The sequence below is a fragment of the Oceanihabitans sediminis genome, assembly GCF_003337215.1.
Taxonomy (GTDB): Bacteria; Bacteroidota; Bacteroidia; order Flavobacteriales; family Flavobacteriaceae; genus Oceanihabitans; species Oceanihabitans sediminis.
On sequence record NZ_QPIG01000004.1, the window covers coordinates 1 to 23,250 of the forward strand.

The following is a 23,250-nucleotide window of genomic DNA, read 5'->3' on the forward strand; positions in this document are numbered from 1 at the left end:
CTCCTTATTATATGTATACTATAATATAGTATGAATATGATTATTAAAAAAAGTAGCCAAAAGATATAGCGGATAGCCTGACTTTACTTAACTCCTAAAAAGTTAAGTAAAGGAACGCCCAAGAAATGAAACTTAGCTCTCTCCTATTCTATTTATATGGTAGGTAAGATGTCTTTACATAATAAGCTTCTCTAAATAGATCCATTTATATATTGTGATGTATCCTGAGAGTAAAACGTAATTTATACTTATATATATATTGTGAGTGAATTTTTATACTATTATATTTGTGCCTCAAAATTTATGATATAATGATACAGATTACTTTGCCAGATGGGAGTGTAAAATCTTTTGAAAAGAATGTTACACCTATAGATGTAGCTAAGAGTATTAGCCAAGGTTTAGCTAGAAATGTTATTTCGGCTAGTTTTAATGGTACAACCGTAGAATCTTCTACTCCATTAACCACCGACGGTTCTCTTGTTTTATACACTTGGAATGACAAGGAAGGTAAAACTGCTTTTTGGCATTCTAGTGCGCACGTTTTAGCTCAAGCACTAGAGGAATTATATCCTGGAGTGAAGCTAACTATTGGTCCGGCTATTGAAAATGGATTCTATTATGATGTAGATTTTGGAGAGCATACAGTTTCTGACAAAGATTTTAAAGCAATCGAAAACAAAATGATTGAGATTGCTCGAGGGAAGCATGAGTTTAAAATGCGTGAAGCGTCAAAAGCGGAAGCTTTAGCTCTTTATATAGATAATGAGTATAAGACAGAGTTAATTGAAAACCTTGAAGATGGTACGATTACTTTTTGTGATCATGACACTTTTACCGACTTATGTAGAGGTGGGCATATTCCTAATACAGGAATTATAAAAGCTGTTAAAATCTTATCGATTGCTGGTGCTTACTGGAGAGGTGATGAAAATAACACGCAGTTAACAAGAGTATATGGAATTTCTTTCCCTAAACAGAAAGAACTTACAGAATACTTAGAGTTATTAGAAGAAGCAAAAAAGAGAGACCACAGAAAATTAGGAAAAGAGTTAGAACTTTTTACTTTTTCTCAAAAAGTAGGACAAGGATTACCATTATGGTTACCAAAGGGTGCTGCTTTAAGAGAGCGATTAGAGAATTTCTTAAAGAAAGCACAAAAGAAAGCTGGTTACGAAATGGTGGTTACGCCTCATATTGGTCAGAAAGAACTTTATGAAACTTCTGGTCATTATGCCAAATATGGTGCTGATAGTTTCCAACCGATAAGCACCCCAAAAGAAGGTGAAGAATTTTTATTGAAACCAATGAACTGTCCGCACCACTGTGAAATATACAACAGTAGCCAATGGTCTTATAAAGATTTACCTAAGCGTTTTGCTGAATTTGGTACAGTATATAGATATGAGCAAAGTGGAGAACTACATGGTTTAACAAGAGTTAGAGGTTTTACACAAGATGATGCGCATATATTTTGTACAGCAGATCAATTAGATAAGGAGTTTAAAGATGTTATTGATTTAGTTCTTTATGTTTTTGGATCTTTAGGATTTGAAAACTTTACTGCTCAAGTATCTTTAAGAGATCCTGAGAACCCAGATAAATATATTGGAAGCGAAGAAAACTGGACAAAAGCAGAAAATGCTATCTTAAATGCTGCAAAAGACAAAAATTTAAATTATATTGTTGAAACAGGTGAAGCTGCTTTTTATGGTCCTAAATTGGATTTCATGGTAAAAGACGCACTTGGAAGACAATGGCAATTAGGTACAATTCAGGTAGATTACACGTTACCAGAGCGTTTTGATTTAACGTACAAAGGTAGTGACAACGAACTACACAGACCTATAATGATTCATAGAGCTCCTTTTGGAAGTATGGAACGTTTTATTGCTATACTGCTTGAGCATACAGCAGGAAACTTCCCTCTTTGGTTAATGCCAGATCAAGTTATTGTGCTATCTATTAGTGAGAAATATGAAAAATACGCGAAAAAAGTTTTAACTTTGCTAGAAAATAACGAAATTCGCGCCTTGGCAGACAATAGAAATGAGACGATGGGTAAGAAAATTAGAGATGCCGAGATGAAAAAGATTCCTTATATGATTATTGTAGGGGAGAATGAAGAAGAAGAAAGAAAGATTTCTGTTAGAAAACATGGTGGTGAAGACTTAGGCATGATTAGTGTAGAAGCATTCACAGAAATTATTGAAACAGAAGTAAATAAGACATTAAAACAATTTTAAAATAATAAGTTTAACTAAAATAGAAAAGTCATAGCAATACGTAGAAGAAGACAGTCCTCGCCTAGAGTAATAAAAGAGGATCAACACAGAATTAACTCTAAGATTAGATCAGAAGAAGTTCGATTAGTAGGAGATAATGTTGAAATAGGGATATATAAAACCAAGCAAGCATTAGCCATTGCCGATGAGCAAGGTTTAGATCTTGTGGAGATATCACCTAAAGCAGTTCCTCCTGTCTGTAAAGTCATGGACTATAAGAAGTTTCTTTACGAACAAAAGAAGCGTGATAAATCTTTAAAATCTAAAGCTACGAAAGTAACTATTAAGGAGATAAGATTTGGTCCTCAGACAGACGAACATGACTATGAGTTCAAAAAGAAACATGCAGAAAAGTTCTTAAAAGAAGGCGCAAAGTTGAAAGCTTTTGTATTCTTTAAAGGGCGTTCGATTGTTTTTAAAGAGCAAGGGCAAATTTTATTATTAAGATTAGCTCAAGATTTAGAAGAACTTGGTAAAGTAGAACAGATGCCTAAATTAGAAGGTAAACGTATGACCATGTTCATTGCTCCTAAGAAGAATAAGTAATGCAATCACCGACACTAAAGAGTTTAGTGTTTTAAAATAATAAGCGAAATTATAAAACCTAGGAAAAAAAATGCCTAAAATGAAAACAAAATCTAGTGCTAAGAAGCGTTTCAAGCTTACAGGTACTGGTAAAATAAAAAGAAAGCACGCTTTTAAAAGTCACATCTTAACAAAGAAGTCTAAAAAGCGTAAGCTAGCGTTAACTCATGATGGTTTAGTACATAAAGCAGATGAGAACAATGTTAAAGTAATGTTACGTTTAAAGTAATACTATTTTAATAGGTTAAAACAAATCAATAACCCTGGAGTTAGGCAAACTATAAAGTATCATTAAGTTGGTCGCCTACTACAAAAAACATTTAAAATTATGCCAAGATCAGTAAATTCAGTAGCGAAGAGAGCCAGAAGAAAAAAGGTTCTTAAGCAAGCAAAAGGTTACTTTGGAAGACGTAAAAACGTTTGGACAGTAGCAAAAAATGCGGTTGATAAAGCGATGCAATATTCGTACAGAGACCGTAGAAACAAAAAGAGAACATTTCGTGCACTTTGGATCACGCGTATCAACGCAGGAGCTAGAGAACACGGTTTATCTTATTCACAATTCATGGGGAAAGTTAAAGCTAACAATATCGAATTAAACCGTAAGGTTTTAGCAGATTTAGCTATGAACAACCCAGAAGCTTTTAAAGCAATTGTAGATAAAGTAAAATAGGGCGTCTTGCCTAATTGATAACATATTTCGCTTATAAAAAATCCGACTCATTTGAGTCGGATTTTTTTATTTATCCTTATCTGCAATTTCATCGATTGCAAATTTAAACTCCTCCCAACTGATTAATCCGTCACCATCTTTATCATAGCCTTCAATAAGTTTTGAAGACACTATTCCACGTATAAATCCATTAATTTCAGCTTGTTTTAGCAAAGCTACTATTTCGCTTTTCTCTAGTTTAGCACTACTATCTTTATCAAAAAAAGCAAATGCTTCTTCTGGTGTTTTAAAGTTATTGGTAATAAGAATTTGAATCTTGTATAATATTTGCTCTTTTGTAGACATAGCTATAGTTTTAGTTGCCATGTAATTTAATAAAAATAATATTCTTTAATAATATAGTTTTGTTAATAAACATCAAAAATAATAAGAAATCTAGAGAAAAAGCTCAATAAAAAAACAGCGTTATCAAATGACAACGCTGCAAATCGAAAAATACTAAACTCCCTAATGCTTAATAATCGATTAATAGTTTATTTAACTTATTGTTTATATCATAAACATGACTTTTATTTAAATACGTCTTGTTAGAGTCTAATGGTAACCTATATAAAATCAACTTATCCCTAATCATTAAAATCACACTTGCATACAGAGGAGTATTTTTGTGATTCGGCTAAATTATAAAATAAAGTGTGTAATAAATGGTATGTATTACTTACAGATTTAAATCATTTTGCAAACCAAAAATATACATTTACCAATAATAAAAGAATAAGGTGGGGTGAAATACAATATTTTGTATGTAAATAACTACTTGAAAGATTTAGAAAAAGATCTGGACAAGGGTATCTCTACATTATTAATTATCAAAAAATTATACGACACGCGCTGTACTTTATTTATATTAACAATATAAGATCTATGCGATCGTTTAAAAATAACTGAAGGTAGCTTTTCAGCAACAGTATTTAAAGATTTTCTAATAGTATACTTTTTAGAAACTGTTTGAATATTAACATAATTACCATCTGCGACTATATATTTAATATCATCATAATCTAAACTAACTAAATCATAACCATCTTTAAACTGAAAGGTTTGTGATTGCTTTTTAAATATAGCTAAATTGATAGAAGCTAGTAAATCTACTCGTTTTAAAGGTTTTGTTAAATAGGCATCCGGATTAGTCTTTAAAGCTTCACTCATTAAAGAATAATCTTGCTGTCCGGTTATAAAAATAACTGTTGCATTTTTGTTTTTGACTTTAGACAGCTCTATACCTGAGTTTTTACCTTTTAAATTAATATCCATTAAAATAATATCTGGTTTAAATTGCTCCATTTCGTATAGAGCTAATTCTTTGTCGTGTGCAATTTTGATATTTTTAAAATGTTCTTCTTGTAAGATTTCTGAAATATATTCTGCTATAATAACATCATCTTCAACTATTAGGATTTTGGCTTCTTGCTGTTTAGTCATTACTTATTTCTGTTACGAATGAAAATGAAAAACCACTTTTAGTATTAATTTTGTAGTCGATTTTTAATTGTCTGCAAAGCTTGTCTATAAGCTTTGGTTTTTTGTCTTGGTTACTAGTAGTTGTACCATTATCGGAATAGTTAAAAGATAAGGCATCATTAATTTGAGCCAATTGAAAATTGATCTTTTTATTTTGTTGATTACCAAAAGCATGTTTTATAGAATTTATAAACAACTCTGTAAGTAATAATCCAAGATACATGGCATAATCTGAAGGAATTTCTACCGCTTCAACTTTGAAGTTGGTCTTAATATCTTGTTCTTTGAAGATATCGAAAAAACCACTTTTAACATCGTTTAAGTAATTTGATACATCAATTTTATTTATGTCATTGCTTTTATAAAGGTGTTTGTGCAATGTTGAAATCGATTCCACTTTAGTTAATATGTTTTTTAATTGTATACTTTCTGTATCTGATGCTTTTTTTAATTGATCTAATATAAGTATTACCACCAACTGTAAATTATTATTAATTCTGTGATTGGCTTCACTTAACAGAAATTCATTTTCTTTTGATAAGGCCTTTAATCGCTTGTTATCTTCTTTAGACTTTCTTAAAAAGTAAGCAATCAATAAGATTCCTATAATAGTTATTAAAAACAAACCAATAATAATATATAGCTTTGTTTTACTTGATGCCAAAGCTTTATTTTGGTTTTCAATTTCAAGTTTATTTATTTTAATTTGATTTTCTTTCTCTGCAAGCTTATATTTTTCTTCAAGTTCAAATAAAAACTCATTATGTTCTATATTATAGTATTTATCTGTAAGCTTTAACCTGCGTTCTAAATACTCATACGCTTTAGGTATATTTTCAAGTTTTTTATAAATATTACGAATGTTATCAATAAATAATATTTCTCCATAAAACAAGTCATTTTCTTGTGCAAACTTTAAGGCATTTAGGCATTCTTCAAGTGCTTTATTTAATTGATTGTCCTTTATCAATATTCGGGTATAATTAATATAAGCATCGACCTGACTTTGAACTAAATTATTCTCTTTTGCATATTCAATAAGCTCTTTTAAATAGTTTATAGCTTTTCTATAATCTTTTTTTTCTTCATAAACTCCTGAAATTTCAAGTGTAGCATAAAAAACACCCTTTTTGTCGTTAACTTTTTTAGATAACTGTAATGCTTTTTTCGCATATAAAAGTGTAGAGTCTGGCTTAAAAAAATGCTCCGTAAACAAAGCTGCTTTTCTTCCATAAAACTTTGCCATATTAGCATCGTTAATTTGTTTAACCTTTAATATTAATGATGCTTTATCTAGATGCTCTACAGCTTTATCAAATAATACTCTTTTTCTATAAAACTCCATCATTTTAACATGATACAAAAATTCTAATTGAATATTATTACTGCTTTTAATTGTAGTAAAAGCCTGAACATAATAACTGTTGGCTACATCATAATTTAATTGGAGTTTATAAATTTCGGCTAGTCCTAAAAACAGGTGAATTTTCTGCTCTTCGTTAGTTGTTTCTGCTAAATGTTTCTCATAATAGCTTATGGCTTCCTCTAACTTATTTTCATAAATTAAATTCTGACCAAAATCTACAATATCATCCTTTTGAGAAAAGGAGTATGGATAAACAAAAAATAAAATAAGTAGAAATAAATATTTCATTTTTAGGTTTTTTGCTTCTTTTTTCTAGCTGCAGGAAACAGAACGTTATTTAAAATAAGTCTATAGCCAGGGGAAGTTGGGTATAACTCTAATTCCGTTTTTGGGTCACCAACCTTATGAGTATAATCTTCTGGATCATGACCACCATAAAATGTAAAGAAGCCTTTTCCTTTTATACCATGAATATATTTTGCTTCGCCATTGGTTTTGTTTTCTCCCATAACCAATACGTTACTTTTTATTTCATCTCTTGTATATGAAGTAGTTTGCCCCATAAATCCTTTTACTAAAGCTGTATGGTTTTGGCATAACATGGTTGGTATTGGATCCCATTTTGCCGAAAAATCCATCAGGGTAAAATAGTCTGTTGTTTTAGGAATTTGTCTTTTCTGTGTCATATCTATACTAGAGAACTCATATACATTGGGGTTTTGCTCTAGTGTAAAATCTGTAAAAGCAAAAGTTTTACTGTAATCTATTTTACTTTGGTAGTTTGGATCACTTGCATCACCATCAAACATTGGCTCACATATATCTACTCCTTGTGCAGATAAAGCAATATCAAAACTGTCTGTAGCACTACACATGGCAAACATAAAGCCCCCTCCTATTACATAATCTCTAATTTTTAAGGCAACGTCTAATTTTTGTTCAGAAACTTTAGAATACCCCAGTTTTGCTGCTAATGCTTCGGCATCTTTCTTTTCTTGAATATACCATGCCGCGGTTCTGTAGGCTCTGTAAAACTTTCCGTATTGCCCAGTAAAATCTTCGTGATGCAAATGTAGCCAATCGTATAATAAAAGTGTATCGCTCAAAACTTCCTCATCATAAATAGTTTCGTAAGGAATTTCTGCATAGCTTAAAACCATAGTTACTGCATCGTCCCAGGGTAATTTCCCTTTAGGTGTATAAACGGCAATTTTAGGAGCTTTTTCTAGTACTACGGCATCCATATTCTTACTTGGACTGCTAATTTCTTCAAGAATACTTGCAGCTTTAGCATCGGAAATTACTTCAAAAGAAACCCCTCTTATTTGACATTCTCTCTGAATTTCTTCAGAATCTGGCAACAAAAAGGATCCTCCTCTATAGTTAAGAAGCCACTGTACTTTTAACTGTTTATCTAAGGTCCAATAAGTAATTCCGTAAGCTTTTAAATGATTTTTTTGCGTTTCGGCATCCATTGGAATAAGAATAAATGAAGCAAATGAAGGCAAGCTTAAAATTAACAGAAGGAATAAGATGCTTAATTTTTTCAAAGTATAATAGTAATTATTAGTCATTATAGTAAATATACAACATAGTAAATACTTATTGAATAATACCCACAAAATTAAATTACATGCATAAAAAAAGGCTTGTTAAGAGATTCTCCCAACAAGCCTTTTTATTAATTGTTATTATTTACGAAATCAACTCAGCAATCTTTTTGGTATTAGGAAATTGCTCAAATATAATTTTAAGGAATACAGTAATAGGAATTGCCATAATAAGCCCTGGAATACCCCAAAGGAAGCCCCAAAACATAAGCATTACTAAAACTGTAATAACGTTTATTGAGAAGGATTTCCCCATGAAAATTGGCTCTAGAATGGTGCCAAATAAAACCTGAACTCCTGTGATAGCAACTATAAAGAAAAACAAGGTGCTAGTAGGATCTAACTCCACAAAAGCAAATATAGACAGTGAAATTACCGCTATAAATGAACCAACCATTTGCACGAAATTAATCAAGAATGCAAACAAGCCCCAGAATATAGGAAAACTAACATCAAAGAAATAACATGCTAAACCAGTTCCTAGGCCCGTTAAAAAACTCACTAATATTTTTACTTTAATAAAGGTGTTTAATTCTTTTTGAATTTTTCCATAGGTACGTAGTGATGTATGTTTCTGTTTTAAAACAATCTTATTCAGCACATCATGAACGTTTATAGATTCTGCTAAGAGAAGAATAACAAAGAAAGTAGTCATCAACAACATAGTTACAAAACTTCGTAAAAACCCAAATGTAGAACCAATGTTTTCGTTTTTTACAAACTGACTCAATATACTTTTATTCTTTTGCATTTCAATACCAAAGGTTTCTTCTAAGTACACCTTTGCTAAACCTATCTTTTCTTCTGCTTTTTCAAAAAAGGCAGTGTCATTAGACATGATTTCCTTGCTTGTTATTTTAACAAGCTCCACTCCTACTTTAAGACCGGCAACAATAAGCAATACTACAATTAATATACTGACTACTTTAGGTACTTTTCGCTTAGACAACCAACGCATTAATGGTAAAAACAATAATGCAATAAACATAGCAAACACCAGAGGAATAAAAATAAAGGATAGTATTTTAAGTAAATAAAATACTATTGGAATTACTATAATTAATAGTAATAGATTGGTTGTTTTACGTTCGTTTAACATTTCTTAATTTAAAATAGGAAGCAAAAATAAACTAATTAATTTTTTAGCTAAGTGAATTAGCAATTAATTCCTAAGAATATTGGTTAAAAAGGCACTTCGCTTTCATCATCTCCTGGGGAACCAAAGGCGTCACTTGGAGAAGGGAAATGCGTTGTTTTAAAATCATCTTCATTAGAATTTTCATTCATCTTAGAATGAAACTCAAATGGGGAATCAAAATCATCTAGGTTATCAAACTTACCTAAGTTACCAATAAATTTCAATCTAATATTTTCTAGTCCTCCATTTCTGTGCTTAGCTATAATAAATTCTGCCTGCCCTTCTGTTGGTGAACGCTCTTCATCATCCCATTCATCAATCTTATAATATTCTGGCCTATAAATAAAACTTACAATATCGGCATCTTGCTCAATCGCTCCAGATTCACGTAAATCGGAAAGCAGAGGTCTTTTACTTCCTCCACGAGTTTCAACGGCACGAGATAACTGTGATAAGGCAATTACAGGTACATTCAACTCCTTTGCTAGTGCTTTTAAGTTTCTAGAAATCATAGAGATTTCCTGCTCTCTGTTTCCACCGTGACTAGATCCTCCTGTCATTAGCTGTAAGTAGTCAATCATTATTAGTTTAATACCGTGTTGCGAAGCTAAACGCCTTGCTTTTGCACGTAAATCGAAAATAGATAGCGATGGTGTATCGTCAATAAATAAAGGAGCTTTTTCTAAGCTTTTTACTTTCACGTTAAGCTGTTCCCATTCGTGTTTTTCTAATTTACCTGTCCTTAGTTTTTCTGAAGATAATCCCGTTTCACTAGAAATTAAACGAGTAATTAACTGTACTGAAGCCATCTCTAAAGAGAAAAATGCAACTGGTACATTTTGATCTACAGCAATATTTCTTGCCATAGATAAAGTAAGAGCTGTTTTACCCATACCAGGACGAGCTGCAACGATAATTAAATCGGAAGGCTGCCAACCTGAAGTAAGTTTATCTAATTTGGTGAAACCCGTTGCAATACCACTTAAACCTTCTTTATTAGAAATTTCTTCAATTTTCTTTTTCGCTTGAATTACTAACTCTTGAGCGGTTTCACTAGATTTCTTAATATTCCCTTGTGTAACCTCGTATAGTTTAGATTCTGCTTTATCTAATAAATCGAAAACATCTTGAGTTTCGTCATAAGAATCTTCAATAATTTCTGAAGAAATCTTAATTAAGCTTCGCTGAATGTATTTCTGTAAAATAATACGCGCATGGAATTCAATATGCGCAGAAGATGAAACTTTTTGAGTTAAAGAAATAAGATAAAAATCTCCCCCTGAAACATCTAACTTCTGGTTTTTCTTCAACTGACTAGAAACCGTTAATAAATCAATAGGCTCACTATTTTCGAATAATTGAAAAATAGCTTCAAAAATATATTTATGTGCTTCTTTATAAAAAGCATCCGGACTAAGTATATCAATAACTTCGTCAACACCTTTTTTATCAATCATCATAGCTCCAAGTACAACTTCTTCAAGATCGAGTGCTTGTGGCGGAATTTTTCCTCTTTCAAGATTAATTAAGGTGCTTTTATCTACTGGATAGCCTTTTATTTGATTCGGTTGTTTCATCTAATAGATGGTGTTTTTTTTAAGTTAAAGTGATTGTTGAGTGATAATATGTAAGTATTAAATCTATGTTATTATTACTCTTTTTGTAACCACGAAAGTAACCAATTTGTTAAGATATTCTTCCTTTAAAGATAGTTGAATCTTAACATTTAGTCAACATTTTAACTGTTAATAAGTTATATTTTTTGTTAATAAGCATAAAAAAAACTGAAGACTAAAACTTCAGTTTTTTTAAACCTAGCGAGTATTATTGGGTCTAGCCTTTATATACTCCCATGTTAGCGTATTTATCCATACGTTGATTTACTAAATCTTTTGTAGGTAAGTCTTTTAGCTCTTCAAAAGTTTTAAGAATAACCTTTTTAACTGCATCAAAAGTTTCTTGTCTATTATGATGTGCTCCTCCAAGTGGTTCTTTAATAATCTCATCCACAATTTGAAGTTTCTTCATATCTTTTGCTGTAAGCTTTAAAGCAGCTGCAGCTTGTTCTTTATACTCCCAACTTCTCCATAAAATAGAAGAACAAGATTCTGGAGAAATAACAGAATACCAAGTATTTTCAAGCATCATCACTCTATCTCCTACTCCAATTCCTAAAGCTCCACCTGAAGCACCTTCTCCAATAACGATAGTTATGATTGGCACTTTCAGTCTTGTCATTTCAAGAATGTTTCTTGCAATTGCTTCTCCTTGTCCGCGCTCTTCAGCCTCTAAACCAGGATAAGCTCCTGGAGTATCTAATAAAGTTACAACCGGAATTCCGAATTTTTCAGCAGACTTCATTAAGCGCAACGCTTTTCTGTATCCTTCTGGATTTGCCATCCCGAAGTTTCTGTATTGTCTTGTTTTGGTATTGTATCCTTTTTGCTGACCAATAAACATAAAGCTTTGGTCCCCAATCTTACCTAAACCACCAATCATAGCTTTATCATCTTTAAAACCTCTATCTCCGTGAAGTTCTAAAAAAGTATCGCCACAAAGCGCATTTATATAGTCTAAGGTATATGGTCTATTTGGATGACGCGATAATTGCACGCGTTGCCAAGGTGTAAGGTTCTTGTATATATCTTTTTTTGTAGCAATTAGTTTCTGTTCTATTTGCTTACAAGTTTCAGAAACATCTACTTCACTTTCTTTACCAATTATCTCACATTTCTGTAATTGTTCTTCTAGCTCTTTAATTGGTAGTTCAAATTCTAAATATTCCATGTTTTGAAATTTAGTTTTAGTTTATTGTTAGCCTACAAAATTACATATTTTTTAATTAGTATGTAATCTTCTTTCTTTTTAAAGCGTTCTTATTTTTCAATATTCCGTTAAGTAGCACTACACCAAGAATTATAGAGGACCCAATGTAAAAGTTTGTAGACATTATTTCTTTTTCTGGAAAAAGAATGATGGCCAAAATGATACCATAAATAGGCTCTAAGTTATAGGTTAGTACAACTGTATACGGACTTAAATAACGCATTACGTGTACCGAAGCTATAAATGCATAAGCGGTACAAACGGATGCTAAAATAAATAAATATATATAATCTGATGTAGATAGTTGAAAAAACTCTACTGAAAATCCGTCATAAAAAACCATCAGGAAAATGGTTAAAAAGGCCACACCACTAATAAACTCATAAAATGAGATGGTTGTAGCTTGATGTTTTTCTAAAAATTTTCCGTTTAAAACTGCAAATAAAGAGGATAAAAATGCTGAAAAAATCCCTAAAAGAATACCACTTATATACCTCATTTCACTTTGTGTAATAATAGAAACGCCTATAATTACTATAAAGCCGAAAAGCATTTCATACCAAATAATTTTTCTTTTAAATATAATTGGCTCTATCAAAGAAGCGAAAAATGCCCCTGTGGAAAACATAGCTAGTGTAATAGAGATATTTGAAATTTCTATAGCCCCAAAAAAAGTTATCCAGTGAGAAGCTATAACAACTCCTGCTATGGAAAGCTTAGCAATAGATTTAAGAGGAAGTTTTATTTTTGTTTTGGTTACTGCTACAAACAAGCTAATTAATATAATTGCCATAAGCATTCTAAACCAAACTAATGGCACAGCACTAATGGTGATTAACTCTCCTAAAATGGCAGTAAAACCAGCAATAAATACTAGAAAATGTAAGTGCAGGTAATTCTTTAACTTATCGTTTAGCATTATATAGAAGGTATATAGCTAATATACCAAAAATCATATTAGGAAACCATACTGCTAATATTGGAGAAAAGTCTGACTGTGAAGCCATAACACCAAAAATCTTATCGAAGAATACAAAAACCATAGCTATACAAATACCAAAGGCTAAGTTTACCCCCATTCCTCCTCTACGTTTAATAGAAGAAACAGCAACTGCTATAATGGTTAAAATAAATACCGAAACCGGTAAACTCCATTTTCTGTACTTTACCAATTGATAACGACCTATATTAGAAGAACCTCTTTTTTCTTCCTTCTCTATAAAACGTGTTAGATCTCCGTAAGTTAGGGTTTCTGCTATATATTCTACCGGGGTTAAATCTTCTATATCGAAAGAGAAAAGGGTGTCTTTTCTTCTTTCTTTTACAATGATATCTTCATGTTCTCCAATAGTTCGTTTAACGTAGTTAATTAACCTATAGGTGGAATCTTTTTCTATAAATCGAATGTTTTGTGCTTCAATTTTATAAGTCATTTTACTATCCTCAAAATGTTCTAAAGTGAAGTTAAGGCCTAGTTTTTCTTTAATATTGAAACTACTCACGTAGATGTATTCATTATCATTAATCTGACGGAATACATTTTTGGTATCGGCGGCACTTTTCCCACGTTTGAAATATTTATAATCGAAATCGTTAAAGCCTTTACTTGCCTCTGGTGCTAAGTACAATCCTAAAATTAAAGCGAATACCGAAACAATTGTTGCACCAAACAAATAAGGTCTTAAAAACCTAGAGAAGGAAACTCCTGAACTTAAAAAAGCAATTACCTCTGTATTATTGGCAAGTTTAGAGGTGAAAAATATCACCGACAAGAATAAAAACAGCGGAAAAAGTAAATGAGCAAAATAAATAGTGAAGTCTACAAAGTAAAGCAGCACTTCATCAATTGGCACGTCGTTTTCTAATATTTTTCCAATTTTTTCTGCTAGATGCACCGTAATCCCGATAGGAATAAATAGTAGCAACATCATGAAAAATGTAGACAAATATCGTTTTAATATGTACCAATCAAGTATTTTCAATCTTTAGTTAAGTTGTTTATTATTAAATCGTTGTTTTTATCTTAAAGCTTCTTAAAGACGTTTATCCATTTGTTTTACCATTTTGTTTTTCCATTCTCTAAAATCACCTGCTAAGATATGTTTTCTAGCTTCGCGAACCAACCACATATAAAAACCTAAATTATGAATAGTAGCTATTTGTTTTCCTAGTAACTCATTTACAGTAAATAAATGTCTAAGATATGCTTTGCTATATTCTGTATCTACAAAAGTGATTGCCATTTCGTCTATTGGCGAAAAATCATCTTCCCACTTTTTGTTTTTAATATTAATAGTTCCGTGTGCTGTAAACAACATACCGTTTCTTGCGTTACGAGTTGGCATTACACAGTCGAACATATCAATACCTAGAGCAATATTTTCAAGAATATTAATTGGTGTACCAACCCCCATTAAATAACGAGGTTTATCTTCAGGTAAAATTGCCGTAACAACTTCTGTCATTGCGTACATTTCTTCTGCTGGTTCACCTACCGAAAGTCCGCCAATTGCATTTCCTTCTGCTCCTGCATTTGCTATATATTCAGCCGATTGTCTACGTAAATCTTTATACGTACTTCCTTGTACTATTGGAAAAAACGTTTGACTGTAATCGTATTTAAAAGGTGTTTTTTCAAGATGCTTGATACATCTGTCTAACCAACGATGCGTCATATGCATAGAACGCTTAGCGTAATTGTAATCACAAGGATATGGAGTACATTCATCAAAAGCCATGATGATATCTGCACCAATACTTCGTTGAATTTCCATCACGTTTTCTGGAGTAAACATATGCATACTTCCATCTATATGTGACTTAAATTTAACACCTTCCTCTTTAATTTTTCTGTTAGCAGAAAGGGAATAAACTTGATACCCTCCAGAATCGGTTAAGATATTTCTATCCCAATTCATGAATTTATGTAAACCTCCTGCCTTTTCTAAAATAGAAGTTTTTGGTCTTAAAAATAAATGATATGTATTTCCTAAAATGATATCTGGGTTAATATCATTCTTTAATTCTCGCTGATGAACCCCTTTTACAGAAGCTACTGTACCTACAGGCATGAATATAGGAGTTTCAATAACACCATGATCTGTTGTCATTACTCCTGCTCTTGCGCTACTTTGAGGGTCTTTTCCTTTTAGTTCAAATTTCATATAAATATATTATGAAGTCGCAAATATAATTAACTAAACAAGATTCATTCTTAAACATATAATAAATTTAAAACTTATTTATTGGTATTTGAGAATAACGAAATAGTCTTGATAGAAAATATTTAGATTGTATCTTCGTTATTTATTAAAAATAACAAAATTGATGATTATGAAAAACACACTAATTACATCTTTATTGGTATTTGCTTTTATATTTCATGCAAATGCACAACAAGGAAACGGCTTCGGAATTAAAGGAGGTTTAAACTACAATGGAAACGGAAAGTATTTTGAATCTATAAGCGCTAATGCAGAAAACCCTGACAAAAACGTAGGTTTTCATGTAGGAGTATTTGGAAAAGTAGGTAAAACCATATTCTTTAAACCAGAATTAGTTTACACCAAGACAAAATCGGAATACGACCAAAACGACTTTGTAATGCAAAAGCTAGATGCTCCTTTATTGGTTGGGGTAAATGTACTTAAGGTTTTTAATGTATTTGGCGGTCCATCGTTACAGTATATTCTAGATTCTGAATTTGATGGAGTAACAATAGATGATGTAGAAAAAGATTTTACTGTTGGGCTTAATTTTGGAATTGGCGTAAACATCAACAAAATTGGAATTGATCTTCGCTATGAAAGAGGTTTTGATGATAATGAAGCAACTTTTGTAAATGAAAATGGCTTAGATGCAAGTAGAATTGACACGAGACCAGAACAATTAATATTAAGTATTTCTTTATTACTTTAATTAAAGGTTAAAATTAAAAAAGCCACTAAAACATATGTATGTATTTAGTGGCTTTTTTGTTTAAGAAAAACTCTTAAATGTGCTTATTGAACCGGATAGGTGATATCTAAGTAATCTGGTTTACCATTACCATTAGAATCTGGTGCAATAAATGTTTTTAAGGTATAGGTTGCTTCGGAGTTATTGTATCTAATTTCAATAAACACTTCATCATCTGCTGCATTAGTGTCAAAATAAGCTTGAGCATCTTCTTTCGTTAAGAAGTCTGCCATTCCTTCTTCTGGATAGGTTTTTAAGATAATTTCATCTTTTGTAGGAATTCCATCACCATCATCATCTTTATCAAAGAAGTTAGGAGCACCATCGCCATCTGTATCATCATTAAAATAATTTTCATCACCATCTAAATCTTCTAAGATAGTAGGGATTCCATCTTTATCATGATCTAATAATGTACGATCGTATAGGTAGAATTTAAATATTAATGGCGAATAATTTGGAATGTTATTCTGGTATATCTCAAAGTACCCTAATCCTGAAGGAACAAAAGCTGCTCCAATTCCGTGATTATGATAAGTAGTAGTACCGTCACCATTTTCAGTAAAATTTGTTGCTGTTTTAAACTCTAATAAAGCTTCTCTTAATCCAGTAACAACTCCACCTGTAGTAAGATATGTTAATTCCAAGTTGATAGGGTTTACCGTACTTTCAAAACTTTCGTTATCAGATAAAACGCCATCATAATTCAGGTACACCTTATCTATACTGTTTAATTCATACCCTTGTCCTTCTCTTATATCTAAATAATATAATCTGTAAACTAAGCTTTCTTCTACTGGATCTTGAACCTCTTTATATTTTAAAGGTCCGTTCTCTTGATCTAACATATCCATTATTGGCGTTTTTGTTGGATCGTCTTCTATTTTCCCAAAAACTATTTCGTAATTGTCATTAGCCGGACTATATGGATCTGAAAAATCAAATTCGTCATAGTTAAAGTAATGCGTTTGTAAAAAAGTTTCAATTTCTTCTAAATCTTCAGCATATACTTCTGTTCTATCTCTAGGCGGAACAATTTCTACTTTATCATCATCATCTTTACAAGAAACCAACACTAAGAATACAGTGAATATGGTAAATATAATTTTTCTTAAATTCATTATTACTACATTTTTTGCGTGCAAGATACAATTTTTAACTAATTTTGAGCAAGAAGATTAACGTAGTTTTATATATATAAATTTTATGCGAATTGACAAATTTTTATGGTGTGTTAGATACTTTAAAACTAGAAATATTGCAACAACAGCATGTAAAAAAGGACATGTAAAAGTGAACGGGGAAGTTGTAAAGCCTAGTAGAGAAGTTTATCCTACCGACACTATTGAAGTACGAAAAGACCAAATAAATTATAAATTAAAAATAAACGATATTCCTCCAAACAGAGTTGGCGCAAAGTTGGTAGACATTTACAGAACAGATATAACTCCTAAAGAAGCTTTTGAAGCCCAAGAACTTTTAAAATATTCTAAAGATTATTATAGAAAAAAAGGAACAGGAAGACCAACCAAAAAAGACAGAAGGGATATTGACGAATATAAAGAGGAAAATCTAGAAGAAAATGACATCTAAAATTATTACTTTTACTTTTTAGCTTTATTTATAGAAACACATTTACAACGCTATGAGCATCAAGACAAACACTATTTTAACAAACGAAGAAATCATTCATAAGATAAGAAGAATTGCTTATCAAATTTATGAAAGTAATGTAAATGAAGAAAAAGTTATATTAGCAGGAATAGATAGCAATGGGTATATACTAGCCAAGAAGCTAAAAACTGTTTTATCTAAAATATCTACAATAAAACCTGTGCTTTGCAAAGTTACTATAGATAAAAAGAATCCTTTAAATAAAATTAAAACTTCTATAAGTGCAGAAGAATACACAAACAAATCTGTTGTTCTTATAGATGATGTTTTAAATAGCGGAACAACCTTAGTTTACGGGGTGAAACACTTTTTAGACGTTCCTTTAAAACAATTTAAAACTGCTGTTTTGGTAAATAGAAACCATAAAAAATACCCTGTTAAGGCCGATTTTAAAGGAATTTCACTTTCTACTTCTCTACACGAACATGTAGATGTTATTTTAGAAGGAGATAATTTTGAAGCTTTCTTAAACTAGTAATTTTAGTATAGCGTCTAAAATTTCTTTTTGATCTTGGTTTGCATCAACAATAAATGCTGCTTGACTATAATAAGCAGATCTTTCAAATAGATGCTTCCCTATATATTCTTGTAAATCTTCTTTTGTTTTAAGATGCGAAATAAGTGGGCGTATATTTGGTTCTACCAGAAGTCTATCAACCAAATTAGGGATAGACACTTTTAAGTAAATGGTTTTTATAGTAGGATTATTTAACAATAGATTTAAGTTATTTCCATAACACGGCGTCCCTCCTCCTAAACTAATAACTGCATCTCCTGGTTGTGCAATTAATTCTTGTAAATATGCAGTTTCTTTTTTTCTAAAATAGATCTCTCCCTTGCTAGAAAATATCTCAAAAATACTCTTTCCTTCCTTTTTCTCTATAAAAGCATCTAAATCTTGGAAAGAATAACCTATAATTTTGGCGAGTTTTTCCCCTAAAAAGGATTTTCCAGATGCCATATAACCAAATAATACTATTTTCATTTAGACCTTATTAACTGATAATTAAAAACATAGATTCACTGTTGCAAAAAAACAAAAAAAAAAATTTATAAAAGCTATTGTTTTATTAAATATCTGTTCTATATTTGCACCCTCAATAACGAAAGAACAATGACCGGGTAGCTCAGTTGGTAGAGCATCTCCCTTTTAAGGAGAGGGTCCTGGGTTCGAGCCCCAGCCCGGTCACAAAAAAAGTTAAGCATTTGCTTAACTTTTTTTTATTTATATTATCTTGTAATTATAATTGCACACGTGGCGGAATTGGTAGACGCGCTAGCTTGAGGGGTTAGTATCCATTAGGATGTGGAAGTTCGAATCTTCTCGTGTGCACTAATAAACAAATTACCTACCTTACTTAGTTTCCCCTTATACTTATTTCAAAAGAATTTCTAAGCCTTCAAAAGCTTTTCTAATAGACTTCTTACACTATCACTATTCCAATTGGCAGCTCCTGTTTTATCCATTACGATAGCTCCAGATTTGTCGATAATATAAGTTTGAGGAATACTTGTGGTATTGAAATTACGTGGAGGGTTGGATAAAGACTGATAGAATTTAAAATTATAATCGTTTTTATCCTTAAAATCTTTAATCGTTTTTAGGTTTTCATTTGAAACCAATAGAAATACAACACGATCTTTATAATCGGTAAACAAATCATCTATATTTGGCATTTCAGCTATACAAGGTGGGCACCAAGTAGCCCAAAAGTTGATAAAAACTACTTTTCCTTGTGCTTCTTTAAAATTATATGTATTCCCTTCTGGATCTACAAGATTCCAATTATAGGAAGCTACTTGCTCTCGCTTATCTTCTTTAATTTCAGACGGGTTTATCAAGGCCATTCCTTTATGCATAAAAACTTGAATTGGTTTTCGAGTCTGCGGTATTATTAATAACGCAATCACGATTACAAAAATGATATTACTTGGGCTAAACTTTGATTTTTTCATTCCTTTAATTTAAACAACTTAGACGTTGTGACATTTCATTTCTTACAATAAAAAAACTCCTGAAAGTACATTCAGGAGTTTTAAATATATTATTAATTAAAATAAGCTAATTAAGCGTTATTTTCCTTTTTAATTAAGTTTAATGCAGAACCTTCATTATACCAATCAATTTGTGCTTGGTTATATGTGTGGTTTAATTTAATAACATCTTTGCTTCCATCTGTATGAACCACTTCTAATGTTAATTGCTTATCTGGAGCAAATTCATTTAAATCTACAAAATTGAATGTATCATCTTCTTGAATTAAATCGTAATCTGTTTCATTAGCAAAAGTTAAACCTAACATACCTTGTTTCTTAAGGTTTGTTTCGTGAATTCTAGCAAAAGATTTTACAATAACAGCGGCAACACCTAAATGTCTAGGCTCCATTGCAGCGTGCTCTCTTGAAGAACCTTCACCGTAGTTATGATCTCCAACAACAACTGTGTGAACCCCTGCAGCTTTGTAAGCTCTAGCAGTATCAGGAACTCCTCCGTATTCACCAGTTAATTGGTTTTTAACAAAGTTAGTTTTCATTCCGAAAGCATTCACAGCTCCAATTAACATATTGTTAGAAATATTATCTAAATGTCCTCTAAAACGTAACCATGGTCCAGCCATAGAAATGTGGTCTGTTGTACATTTTCCGAAAGCTTTAATTAATAATTTAGCTCCTTCAATTTTGTTTCCTAATGGTTTGAAAGGCGTAAGTAATTGAAGTCTTTCTGAAGTTGGACTCACACTTACTTCTACTTTACTTCCATCTACAACTGGCTCAACATACCCTGCATCTTCCACAGCGAAACCTTTTGGAGGTAATTCCCATCCAGTTGGTTCATCAAACATAACTTCTTGACCTTCTTCGTTAATTAACTTATCAGTCATTGGGTTAAAATCCAATCTACCAGAAATTGCAATAGCTGCGGTTAATTCTGGAGAAGCTACGAAAGCGTGTGTGTTTGGGTTTCCGTCTGCACGTTTAGCAAAGTTTCTATTGAAAGAATGTACAATACTGTTTTTAGGTGCATTTTTAGGATCGCTATATCTAGCCCATTGTCCGATACATGGTCCACAAGCGTTTGTAAATATTTTAGCATCTAATTGTTCGAAGATTCCTAAAATACCATCTCTTTCTGCTGTATAACGAACTTGCTCTGAACCTGGGTTAATACCAAGTTCTGCTTTCATTTTTAATCCTTTATCAATTGCTTGTTGAGCGATAGAAGATGCTCTTGATAAATCTTCATAAGAAGAGTTTGTACAAGAACCAATTAATCCCCACTCTACTTGTAATGGCCATTCATTAGCTGTAGCTTTCTCTGTCATTTCTTTACCAACTGTAGTTGATAAGTCTGGAGTGAAAGGTCCGTTTAATAATGGTCCTAATTCTGATAAGTTAATATCTATTACTTGGTCAAAATATTGTTCTGGGTTAGCATATACTTCTGCATCTGCAGTAAGATATTCTTTTACTTTATTTGCTTCATCTGCAACATCTGCTCTATCTGTAGCACGTAAATAACGCTCCATAGATTCGTCGTAACCAAAAGTAGAAGTTGTTGCTCCTATTTCTGCCCCCATATTACAAATAGTTCCTTTTCCTGTACAAGACATTGCTGTAGCTCCAGGTCCGAAATACTCAACAATAGCTCCTGTTCCACCTTTAGCAGTAAGGATTTCAGCTACTTTTAAGATTACATCCTTTGGCGCTGTCCATCCAGAAAGTTTTCCTGTTAAACGTACACCAATTAATTTCGGGAATTTTAATTCCCAAGCCATTCCTGCCATTACATCCACTGCATCTGCTCCACCAACACCAATAGCAACCATTCCTAATCCTCCAGCGTTTACTGTATGAGAATCTGTTCCAATCATCATTCCTCCAGGGAAAGCATAATTTTCAAGAACTACTTGGTGAATAATACCAGCTCCAGGTTTCCAGAAACCTATTCCGTATTTATTTGATACAGAAGCTAAGAATTCAAAAACTTCACTACTCACAGAGTTAGCGTGTTTTAAATCTTTTGCAGCTCCTTCTTTAGCTTGGATTAAGTGATCACAGTGTACTGTTGTAGGAACAGCCACTTTAGGCTTTCCTGCTTGCATAAATTGCAATAATGCCATTTGCGCAGTAGCATCTTGACATGCAATTCGATCTGGTGCAAAATCCACATAATCTTTACCTCTAGTAAAAGCTTTAGTTGCTTTACCATCCCAAAGGTGATTATATAATATTTTCTCTGAAAGTGTTAACGGTCTTCCAACAACGTCACGTGCAGCGTCTACACGTTCAGCCATTTGGCTATAGACCTTTTTTATCATATCGATATCGAATGCCATAAAGTATATTTTTAAGTTATAATTAAAATTCGTTTAAAGTCTTGCAAATTTACGAAAATTAATAGAATTTAGAAAGTAATTAGTGATATCGAAAAAACTTTAAAAATAATTCAAAATTCCGCTATTTCATATCATACAAAATAGCAAAAAAGCAAAATATGCAGAATAATTATTAAAAATTAACAAATCATCACCCTAAAAATACCTGTTATTTTATGCAGAATGATTTTAAACTAGACATCTTTTGAAACTGAAAATAAAGCTAAGAGATTGCTTTATACTCTAGAAGCAAATAATTATTTGTAAATAAAATTAGAAAACCCGCTAAAACAAACTTTGGATAATTTGTTCTTCTGTAATCCCTTCTGCCTCTGCTTTATAATTTTTAATTATTCTATGACGTAGAATTCCTGCTGATACAGCTTGTATATTTTCAATATCAGGAGAGAATTTCCCATGAATAACAGCATGCGTTTTTGCTGCTAAAATTAAATTTTGTGAAGCTCTTGGACCTGCTCCCCAATCTATATAATTCTTTACAAGGTCTGCAGCGGCATCGCTATTTGGTCTCGTTTTCCCAACCATTTTTACCGCGTATTCAATTACATTATCTGCTACAGGAATACGGCGAATTAATTGTTGAAAATCTATAATTTCTTGTGCATTGAACAAAGCATTTACAGTGGATTTTACATCTGTAGTAGTTGCTTTTACAACCTGTACTTCTTCTTCAAAAGAAGGATATTCTAGATTTATAGCAAACATAAATCTATCTAACTGTGCTTCAGGTAAAGGATAAGTACCCTCTTGCTCAATTGGATTTTGTGTAGCTAGCACAAAATAAGGTAAGTTTAATTTATAATGATGACCTGCAACAGTTACAGAGCGCTCCTGCATTGCCTCTAAAAGGGCTGCTTGCGTTTTTGGAGGGGTTCTGTTAATTTCATCTGCAAGAATAATATTGGCGAAAATTGGACCTTTTATAAATTTAAAGTTTCGATTTTCGTCTAATATTTCACTACCAAGAATATCACTAGGCATTAAATCTGGCGTAAACTGAATACGTTTAAAATCTAATCCTAAAGCCTGAGCAATTGTATTTACCATTAAGGTTTTTGCTAAACCTGGTACACCAATCAATAAAGAGTGTCCTCCTGAAAAGACAGAAATTAAGATTTGGCTCACCACCTCATCTTGACCAATAATTACTTTGGCAATTTCTTGCTTTAGGTCCTTATACTTCTTTACAAATTGTTCTACAGCTGCTACGTCAGACAT

The 23,250-nt window shown here is 31.9% G+C and carries 22 protein-coding genes and 2 tRNA genes; 9 read left to right on the plus strand and 15 right to left on the minus strand.

The genetic code is table 11. The features are described from left to right. Positions 1 to 311: 311 nt before the first annotated feature. From thrS to rplT, 4 genes are all read left to right on the plus strand, one after another. Positions 312 to 2,246 (plus strand): threonine--tRNA ligase, encoded by a 1,935-nt coding sequence (gene thrS / locus DU428_RS10170; protein ID WP_072350843.1) that lies wholly within the window; start codon positions 312 to 314, stop codon positions 2,244 to 2,246. 90 nt (positions 2,247 to 2,336) lie between these two features. Beyond that, on the plus strand, positions 2,337 to 2,831 hold the full coding sequence (gene infC, locus DU428_RS10175; RefSeq protein WP_243633523.1) for a translation initiation factor IF-3: 495 nt from the start codon (positions 2,337 to 2,339) through the stop codon (positions 2,829 to 2,831). Positions 2,832 to 2,901: 70 nt separating this feature from the next. Further along, the gene (gene rpmI, locus DU428_RS10180) at positions 2,902 to 3,099 is read left to right on the plus strand and encodes a 50S ribosomal protein L35 (RefSeq protein WP_072350841.1); all 198 of its coding nucleotides are present in this window, start codon (positions 2,902 to 2,904) and stop codon (positions 3,097 to 3,099) included. A gap of 99 nt (positions 3,100 to 3,198) precedes the next feature. Continuing rightward, positions 3,199 to 3,543 (plus strand): 50S ribosomal protein L20, encoded by a 345-nt coding sequence (gene rplT, locus DU428_RS10185; RefSeq protein ID WP_072350840.1) that lies wholly within the window; start codon positions 3,199 to 3,201, stop codon positions 3,541 to 3,543. Positions 3,544 to 3,609: 66 nt separating this feature from the next. Here the strand turns inward: rplT and DU428_RS10190 are convergent, their stop codons facing one another. The 10 genes from DU428_RS10190 to tgt form a co-directional block, all read right to left on the minus strand. Further along, positions 3,610 to 3,888, minus strand: a complete 279-nt coding sequence (locus tag DU428_RS10190) for an EF-hand domain-containing protein (protein ID WP_072350863.1) — start codon at positions 3,886 to 3,888, stop codon at positions 3,610 to 3,612. Between the two features lie 468 nt (positions 3,889 to 4,356). After that, on the minus strand, positions 4,357 to 5,025 hold the full coding sequence (locus tag DU428_RS10195) for a LytR/AlgR family response regulator transcription factor (protein ID WP_072350839.1): 669 nt from the start codon (positions 5,023 to 5,025) through the stop codon (positions 4,357 to 4,359). Then, entirely contained in the window at positions 5,018 to 6,718 is a 1,701-nt protein-coding gene (locus tag DU428_RS10200) for a tetratricopeptide repeat-containing sensor histidine kinase (protein WP_113966303.1), read from the minus strand. The genes DU428_RS10195 and DU428_RS10200 overlap by 8 nt, the downstream gene beginning before the upstream one ends. Before the next feature lie 2 nt (positions 6,719 to 6,720). Beyond that, entirely contained in the window at positions 6,721 to 7,905 is a 1,185-nt protein-coding gene (locus DU428_RS10205) for an asparagine synthetase B (RefSeq protein ID WP_072350837.1), read from the minus strand. Positions 7,906 to 8,125: 220 nt separating this feature from the next. Further along, entirely contained in the window at positions 8,126 to 9,139 is a 1,014-nt protein-coding gene (locus DU428_RS10210) for an AI-2E family transporter (RefSeq protein WP_113966304.1), read from the minus strand. Positions 9,140 to 9,222: 83 nt separating this feature from the next. Beyond that, positions 9,223 to 10,755 carry a replicative DNA helicase gene (gene dnaB / locus DU428_RS10215; protein WP_072350835.1) on the minus strand — a complete coding sequence of 511 codons (1,533 nt, stop codon included), beginning with the start codon at positions 10,753 to 10,755 and terminating at the stop codon, positions 9,223 to 9,225. A gap of 256 nt (positions 10,756 to 11,011) precedes the next feature. After that, positions 11,012 to 11,965, minus strand: coding sequence for an acetyl-CoA carboxylase carboxyltransferase subunit alpha (locus DU428_RS10220; protein ID WP_072350834.1), 954 nt, complete (start codon positions 11,963 to 11,965; stop codon positions 11,012 to 11,014). 55 nt (positions 11,966 to 12,020) lie between these two features. Then, positions 12,021 to 12,923 carry a DMT family transporter gene (locus tag DU428_RS10225; protein WP_072350833.1) on the minus strand — a complete coding sequence of 301 codons (903 nt, stop codon included), beginning with the start codon at positions 12,921 to 12,923 and terminating at the stop codon, positions 12,021 to 12,023. Beyond that, the gene (locus DU428_RS10230; protein ID WP_072350832.1) at positions 12,910 to 13,986 is read right to left on the minus strand and encodes an LptF/LptG family permease; all 1,077 of its coding nucleotides are present in this window, start codon (positions 13,984 to 13,986) and stop codon (positions 12,910 to 12,912) included. The genes DU428_RS10225 and DU428_RS10230 overlap by 14 nt, the downstream gene beginning before the upstream one ends. A 51-nt stretch (positions 13,987 to 14,037) precedes the next feature. Further along, positions 14,038 to 15,168, minus strand: coding sequence for a tRNA guanosine(34) transglycosylase Tgt (gene tgt, locus DU428_RS10235; RefSeq protein ID WP_072350831.1), 1,131 nt, complete (start codon positions 15,166 to 15,168; stop codon positions 14,038 to 14,040). A gap of 169 nt (positions 15,169 to 15,337) precedes the next feature. Between tgt and DU428_RS10240 the strand changes: the two genes are divergently transcribed. Then, positions 15,338 to 15,922: a porin family protein gene (locus tag DU428_RS10240; RefSeq protein WP_072350862.1), complete on the plus strand. Its 585-nt coding sequence runs from the start codon at positions 15,338 to 15,340 to the stop codon at positions 15,920 to 15,922. An 83-nt stretch (positions 15,923 to 16,005) separates the two neighbouring features. Here the strand turns inward: DU428_RS10240 and DU428_RS10245 are convergent, their stop codons facing one another. After that, on the minus strand, positions 16,006 to 17,082 hold the full coding sequence (locus DU428_RS10245; protein WP_113966305.1) for an FKBP-type peptidyl-prolyl cis-trans isomerase: 1,077 nt from the start codon (positions 17,080 to 17,082) through the stop codon (positions 16,006 to 16,008). An 85-nt stretch (positions 17,083 to 17,167) separates the two neighbouring features. On the opposite strand from DU428_RS10245, the gene DU428_RS10250 reads away from it, so the two are divergent. Then, entirely contained in the window at positions 17,168 to 17,554 is a 387-nt protein-coding gene (locus DU428_RS10250) for an RNA-binding S4 domain-containing protein (protein ID WP_072350829.1), read from the plus strand. A gap of 52 nt (positions 17,555 to 17,606) precedes the next feature. After that, the gene (locus tag DU428_RS10255) at positions 17,607 to 18,110 is read left to right on the plus strand and encodes a phosphoribosyltransferase family protein (protein WP_072350828.1); all 504 of its coding nucleotides are present in this window, start codon (positions 17,607 to 17,609) and stop codon (positions 18,108 to 18,110) included. Here the strand turns inward: DU428_RS10255 and DU428_RS10260 are convergent. Beyond that, complete coding sequence (locus tag DU428_RS10260) at positions 18,102 to 18,620, minus strand: shikimate kinase (RefSeq protein ID WP_113966306.1); 519 nt, start codon at positions 18,618 to 18,620, stop codon at positions 18,102 to 18,104. The two genes, DU428_RS10255 and DU428_RS10260, sit on opposite strands and share 9 nt — an antisense overlap. A gap of 131 nt (positions 18,621 to 18,751) precedes the next feature. Here DU428_RS10260 and DU428_RS10265 point away from each other — a divergent pair. Next, positions 18,752 to 18,824 (plus strand) — tRNA-Lys (locus DU428_RS10265). A gap of 60 nt (positions 18,825 to 18,884) precedes the next feature. Then, positions 18,885 to 18,968 (plus strand) — tRNA-Leu (locus tag DU428_RS10270). Between the two features lie 59 nt (positions 18,969 to 19,027). On the opposite strand, the gene DU428_RS10275 is transcribed toward DU428_RS10270, so the two are convergent. From DU428_RS10275 to DU428_RS10285, 3 genes are all read right to left on the minus strand, one after another. After that, complete coding sequence (locus DU428_RS10275; RefSeq protein WP_113966307.1) at positions 19,028 to 19,591, minus strand: TlpA family protein disulfide reductase; 564 nt, start codon at positions 19,589 to 19,591, stop codon at positions 19,028 to 19,030. A gap of 110 nt (positions 19,592 to 19,701) precedes the next feature. Next, positions 19,702 to 21,972: an aconitate hydratase gene (locus DU428_RS10280; RefSeq protein WP_113966308.1), complete on the minus strand. Its 2,271-nt coding sequence runs from the start codon at positions 21,970 to 21,972 to the stop codon at positions 19,702 to 19,704. A 324-nt stretch (positions 21,973 to 22,296) separates the two neighbouring features. Continuing rightward, entirely contained in the window at positions 22,297 to 23,250 is a 954-nt protein-coding gene (locus tag DU428_RS10285; protein WP_113966309.1) for an AAA family ATPase, read from the minus strand.